The organism is Gemmata sp. (assembly GCF_051859125.1).
GTDB lineage: Bacteria > Planctomycetota > Planctomycetia > Gemmatales > Gemmataceae > Gemmata.
In genome coordinates, this window is sequence record NZ_JBHYGG010000004.1 from 21686 (window position 1) to 28064 (window position 6379).

The 6379-nt window shown below is 70.3% G+C and carries 5 protein-coding genes; 2 read left to right on the forward strand and 3 right to left on the reverse strand.

Translation table 11 applies throughout. The features are described from left to right. Nucleotides 1–34 precede the first annotated feature (34 nt). On the forward strand, nt 35–793 hold the full coding sequence (gene kdsB, locus ACTIGN_RS01320; protein WP_439620639.1) for a 3-deoxy-manno-octulosonate cytidylyltransferase: 759 nt from the start codon (nt 35–37) through the stop codon (nt 791–793). A 140-nt stretch (nt 794–933) separates the two neighbouring features. Next, nucleotides 934–2586 carry a CTP synthase gene (locus tag ACTIGN_RS01325; protein WP_439620641.1) on the forward strand — a complete coding sequence of 551 codons (1653 nt, stop codon included), beginning with the start codon at nt 934–936 and terminating at the stop codon, nt 2584–2586. A 55-nt stretch (nt 2587–2641) separates the two neighbouring features. On the opposite strand, the gene ACTIGN_RS01330 is transcribed toward ACTIGN_RS01325, so the two are convergent. The 3 genes from ACTIGN_RS01330 to ACTIGN_RS01340 form a co-directional block, all read right to left on the reverse strand. Further along, complete coding sequence (locus tag ACTIGN_RS01330; protein WP_439620642.1) at nt 2642–3427, reverse strand: hypothetical protein; 786 nt, start codon at nt 3425–3427, stop codon at nt 2642–2644. A 109-nt stretch (nt 3428–3536) separates the two neighbouring features. Next, nucleotides 3537–4418, reverse strand: a complete 882-nt coding sequence (locus ACTIGN_RS01335) for an SDR family oxidoreductase (protein ID WP_439620643.1) — start codon at nt 4416–4418, stop codon at nt 3537–3539. Nucleotides 4419–4513: 95 nt separating this feature from the next. Beyond that, on the reverse strand, nt 4514–6070 hold the full coding sequence (locus ACTIGN_RS01340; RefSeq protein ID WP_439620644.1) for a HEAT repeat domain-containing protein: 1557 nt from the start codon (nt 6068–6070) through the stop codon (nt 4514–4516). Nucleotides 6071–6379: the final 309 nt, after the last annotated feature.

The window sequence follows — 6379 nt, forward strand, 5'->3', positions numbered from 1 at the left end:
GGGTTGCTCCAGTCCCGGACACGGAGGTTCGGCCGTGCGCGTCGCCATTGTCATCCCGGCCCGGTTCGCGTCGACCCGTCTGCCCGCCAAGCCGCTCCTCCGCGAGACCGGCAAGTACCTCATCGAGCACACCTACGAGCGGGCCGCGCGGGCGAAGTGCGCCGCCCAGGTGGTCGTCGCCACCGACGACGAGCGGATCTACGACGCGGTCCGCTCGTTCGGCGGCCGGGCCGTGATGACCCGGGCCGACCACGTCTCGGGGACCGACCGCATCGCCGAGGTGGCCGCGCACCTGCCGGCCGACGTGGTGCTGAACGTGCAGGGCGACGAGCCGCAGATCGAGCCGGCGGCGCTCGACCTCCTCGCCGGGCTCATGGCCGACCCGGCGTCCGACATGGCCACCCTCGCGGTGCCGATCGCCACGCGGGAGGCGTACCTCGACCCGAACGTGGTCAAGCTGGTGTGCGACGCCGGCGGCCGGGCGCTGTACTTCTCCCGGCGGCCGATCCCGATGGTCCGCGACGGCGAGCCGGACTTCGCGGCGCGGCCGGCCCGGTTCCTCCAGCACCTCGGCGTCTACGCGTACCGCCAGAGCTTCCTCCTGAAGATCGCGGCCACCCCGCCGCACCCGCTGGAACAGGCGGAAAAGCTGGAACAACTGCGCGTCCTCGGCACCGGCGGCACGATCCGCGTCGGCCTCGTCGAGCACGCGCACCGCGGGATCGACACCCCGGCCGATTACGCCGACTTTGTGCGGGCGCACCGGGACGGCGGGCCGCGCCGGGCCGCCTGACGCGGGGCGGCGGCGGCCCGGTGGGCTACGCTGATTGGTGCGGCCGGGCCGGGGCGATATAAAGGAACAGGTAGCACGCCGCTGACGCGGGGGACGTATCGTCCCCCGCCGCCGTTTTCTCACCCGCCGAGGACCGGGGCATGGCCACGAAGCACATTTTCGTCACCGGCGGGGTCGTCAGTTCGCTCGGCAAGGGGCTCACCTCCGCGTCCATCGCCATGCTCCTGGAGCGGCGCGGGCTCAACATCCGCATGCAGAAGATGGACCCGTACCTGAACGTCGACCCGGGCACGATGAGCCCGTACCAGCACGGCGAGGTGTACGTCCTCGACGACGGGGCCGAGACCGACCTCGACCTCGGGCACTACGAGCGGTTCACCCACGCCCCGCTCAACCGCGACTGCAACTACACGACCGGCAAGATCTACCTGTCGGTGATCGAGAAGGAGCGGCGGGGCGACTACAAGGGGAAGACGGTCCAGGTCATCCCGCACATCACCGACGAGATCAAGAACTGCATTCGCAAGCTGGCGACCCCGGGCGTGGACGTGGTGCTGACCGAGATCGGCGGCACCGTCGGCGACATCGAGGGGATGCCGTACTACGAGGCGATCCGCCAGTTCGCGCTCGACGCCGGCCGCCAGAACTGCCTGTTCGTCCACCTCACGCTCGTGCCGTACCTCAAGGCCGCCGGCGAGCTGAAGACCAAGCCGACCCAGCACAGCGTCATGGAGCTCCGCAAGATCGGCATCCAGCCGGACGTGCTCGTCTGCCGGACGGAGCGGGAGATCCCCGAGGGCGAGTGCGAGAAGATCGCCCAGTTCTGCAACGTCGAGCGGCGGGCCGTCATCGAGGAGAAGGACAAGGAGCTGAGCATCTACGAGGTGCCCCTCGGGTTCGCCGACAAGAAGGTCGAGGAGCTGATCGCCGAGAAGCTCGGGCTCCCGCTCCCGAAGGCGCTCCAGATGGACGACTGGCGGCGGCTGGTCGAGCGGCTCAAGAGCCCGGCCCACGAGGTGAGCATCGGGTTCGTCGGCAAGTACGTGAAGCACCGGGACGCCTACAAGAGCGTGTACGAGGCTCTCGACCACGCCGGGATCGCGCACCACGCGAAGGTGCGGGTGGTGCGGATCGACTCCGAGAAGCTCGCGGTCGAGGGGGCCGAGAAGGCGCTCGCGGCCGTGGACGGGCTGCTCGTCCCCGGCGGGTTCGACAAGCGCGGCATCGAGGGGAAGATCGACGCGATCCGGTTCGCCCGCGAGACCAAGCTCCCGTTCTTCGGCATCTGCCTCGGGCTCCAGTGCGCGACCATCGAGTTCGCCCGCAACGTCGCCGGGCTCGCCGAGGCCAACAGCACCGAGTTCAACAAGACCACCCCGCACCCGGTCGTGTGCCTCCTCGAAGAGCAGCAGGAGGTGACGAAGCTCGGCGGCACCCAGCGGCTCGGGGCGTACCCGTGCCACCTGCTCGCCGGGAGCAAGGCGCACCTGGCCTACGGGGCCGACGTGGTCAGCGAGCGGCACCGGCACCGGTTCGAGGTGAACAACCACTACCGCGACGCGCTGACGGCCCGCGGGCTGGTGGTCTCGGGGACGAGCCCGGACGGCGGGCTCGTCGAGGCGATCGAACTGGCCGGGCACCCGTGGTTCGTGGCGGTCCAGTCGCACCCGGAGTTCCGGTCGAAGCCGACCCACGCGCACCCGCTGTTCCGCGACTTCGTCGGGGCCAGCCTGGAGCGCCGCAAGGCCCGCAAGGAAGAGGCCCGGGTCCGCGTGGCGGTGAACGCGGGGTGAGGTCAACGAAAACGCCCACCCGATCCCGGGTGGGCGCTACGGGCACGCAGCCCATTCACTTCTTCGGGCTGATGTCGAAGTCGACCGCCTTCACCTCGGTGGCCGGCCCCTTGATCTCGATCTCCTCGCCGAACCGGCCCTGGGCCCCGCCCTTGAAGCCGTTCTCGTGCCAGTACACGATGCGGAACTTGCCGGCCGGCGCGTTCTTGATCTCGAAGTTGCCGTCGGCGTCCGTGACCGCGTAGTACGGGTGGTCGAACACCCGCACGTACCCGGTCATCCACCCGTGGATCGTGCACTTGTACTGGATCGGCGGGCTCTCGGCCTTGATGGCCTCGGGCATCACCCACTTCTCCATCTTCGGCACGGTCACGTTGTACTCGCCGTTGCTCCCGCTGCTCCAGAAGAAGTTGTGGGCGACGGGGGCCGAGTTCTTCACGACCAGCTTGTCGCCGGGGCGGGCGATCGTGATCCGGTCCACGAACATGCAGCACGGCTGGTCGATCATGACCTCGGCCGGCTTCCGCTTCGCGTCCTCGGGGGTGATCTGCTCGGCGGTGAACTTGGCCTTCGGGTCCTTGTCGTCCGGCCGCAGCCACACGACGACGTTCTTGATCCCGTTGTTCTTCGGGTTGATGACGATCGACTCGTCGAGGATGTCGCCCTTGCTCAGGCAGTGGTCCTTGTCCTGCGACACGTTCAGCGCGTCCCGCTTGGGGACCGGCTTGTCCTTCGGGAACACGACCTGGCCCTTAACGGTCGCCCAGTCGGCGGCGGACGCCGAGGCGGCCGACACGGCGGCGACTGCGGCCACCAGTGCCAGGAACCGAATGCGAATCATAGAGGCTCACTCCGGGGTGGGAAAGGATTCAGGCGGGGCCGGGGTTTTCCGGTCCTGCTATTGTTCGCCGAACGTGTCCGATTGGCAACGGACCGGGGTGCTATTTCGTTCACGTCCCCATGACGTTGTACCCGCAGTCCACGTACAGAATCTGGCCGGTGACCGCGCTCGCCAGGGGGCTGCACAGGAAGACGGTCGAGTCCGCGACCTCCTGCGGGCCGATCGGCCGCCGCAGCGGCGAGTGCCCGGCGGCGTGGTCGATGAGCTTGTCGAAGTCCTTGTTGATGGCGCGGGCGGCGCGGCTCGCGTAGGGGCCGGCCGAGATCAGGTTCACCCGGATGTTCTTGTCGCCGACGAACCACGCGAGCTGCTTGGCGTCGATCTGGAGGGCCGCCTTGCACGTCGCCATGCCGCCGCCGTAGTGCGGGATGACTCGATCGCCGGCGACGTAGGTGAGGCCGACGACGCTCGCCCCGCCGGGCCGGTTCGCCATGTGCGGGGCCGCCGCCCGGACCATGCTCGTGAGCGAGTACGCCGAGATCCCCATCGCCTCGTGGTACGCCTTGCGGCTGGTGTCGATGAGCGGCTTCGTGACCTCGCGGCCGAACGCGACCGAGTGGATCAGGATGTCGATCCCGCCGAACTCGGCGGCGACCGCGTCGACGGTTCCCTTGATCGAGTACTCCGAGAACTTCGCGTACCGGCGGTCGCCCTTCACCTCGGGCGGCACGTCGTCCATGGTGTCGTACTCCGCGTTGCACGGGAGCACCTTCACGGGCTTGAACTCGGTGCCGTCGGGGAGCAACCGGGACTCGCGGTCCGCGTCGCGGGTGAGGAAGCTCTCGACGATCCCCATGACCCGCGGGTGGCACGCGAGGGCGACCTTCGCGCCCGCCGCCTGGAGCGACTTGGCGATGAACCAGGCGAAGCTTTCGTTGTCGCCGACGCCGGTAACGAGCGCGACCTTGCCCGTGAAGTCGAGAGGAATCATCGTCTGTTCACCACCTTGCGGGAAAAACGAAACGGCACGCGGATAGCTTATCCGCGTGCCCGTGGATCGACACGGCTACCGCCCGAACCCCGCGGTTAGCGCCGCGGGTACATCTGCTTCATCGCCGCCTTCGCCGCACCCCGGACCTCGTCGTTCGCGTCCTCGCACGCCTTCGTGAGGTGCAGCTCGAACGCCGGCTCGAAGTACCCGAGCTTGCACAGCTCCTCGATGCACACGGCGCGGACCATCGGGTTCGGGTCGTTCTGCGCGGCCCGGAAGATCGTCATCTTGACGGTGTCGGTGGAGCCGTGCCGGCACCCGCCCAGGGCCCGGGCGGCCATCGCCCGCTGGCTCGGCGCGACGCCCTTCTCCAGCGCCGCCACGTGCGGTTCGATGTCCCGCATCAGCGCGGTCCGCCCCGGGTCCGCGACCGGAACCGCGACGACCGGCGGGAGCGCGGCCGGAGTGGGGCCCGGGACCGACGTGCTCGCCGTCACCACCGCGGTCGGCGTCGCAGAGGCCTGCGCCGTGACGACCGCCGGTTCCTTCTCCGTGACCGCGGCCGGAGCGACCTTCGCCGGCAGGGTCTTCGGGGCGACCGCGACCTCGGCCTTCGGCACCGGCCCCTTCATCGACGTCCCGCCCGGGGGGAGCGGGATGGTGGGCAGCCCGCCCGGCGGCGGCACCGGGATGCTCGGGACGCTGGGTGCGCTCGGGATCGCGGGCAGCGCGGCCGGGCCGGGGGCGGGCGGGGCGGCCGGGATCGCCGGGATCGGCAGGGGGACGCTCGCCGGTGGCGCCGTCGGGACGGTCACCGGGTTCGGCGTCAGCGGGACCGGCGGCTGCACCGGCTGGACCGGCTGCGACCGCGGCGGCTCCAGCGTCACCGTCGGGTGCGCCTTCATGACGCCGGGCGTCGGCACCGGGGCCGGGGGCCGGGCACCGGTGGTCGCCGGGGGCGACGCGGGGGGCGTCGGGAACGGCGGCTTCGCGGTGTTAATCACGGTCGCCGGGGGCAGGGTCGGCGTGGGCTCGGCCGGCTTCTTCTTGCCGAACACCCGCTTCAGGAACCCCGGCTTCTCCTCGTCCGGCTCCGCCGGCTTCGGGCCGTCGGACGACTTCCCGAACGACGGAAGGAACCGGCGCTCCTTCTCCTTTTCCTGCTCCTTGGCGCTGGGCAGGTCGGGGAGCGACTCCTTCAGCGACGGCAGGAGCGGGTCGCTCGTCCGCGGCTTGGCCTTGGGGAGCCCGTCCGGCAACTTCATCGGGCCGATGGGCGGCCGGGCGGTCGGGGCCTTCGTCGGCTCGGTCGCCTTCGGGGCGGTCGGGCTCGGCGGGGGCGTGAGCGCCGAGGCCTTCGCGCCGGACTTCTCTGGGGCCGAGAACGAATCCGGCTTGTCCACCAGCGTGAAGGTCTCACCGGTCTTGGTGTCCTTCACCTCCGACATGATCGAGCCGTCGGGCTGCTTGTCGCTCTTCAGTACCTTCACCTGCCGGTCCGGGAGGTCCCGGAACTTCAGGGTGATGACGTCGCCGACCTTGGGCGGCCCCGACGGGGCGTCCGTGCCCTGTTGCGCCACCGTCAGGCCGACCGCTGCGGTGGTTCCGACCACGACCGCCCAGACCCACCGCTTCCAGAACCACCGGTTCATGGCAGACTCCGTTCCGCACGCGCCCGCCGTCGTCCGTGACGGCAGCCGCATCCGTGCATGAGGAACGAATCGGCTTGCCCGGTTTGGCCGGTTGACCCGACTTGCCCGGAAGAATGGAGAAGGCGCGTGAAGCTGGGGAAGATGTGCGGGGGCGAGAAGCGGCTCACTCAGCGACTCTCAGCGTGAAACGCATGCGTTAAGCAGATGGTTCGGAGCCCCGGAGGGGCGGGGGGGGGGTGGGGCGGGGGGGGGGCCGGTTGGGGGCACACCACGGCGCCCCCGCCCCGCGGGGCCCCCCCCCGCCCCGGG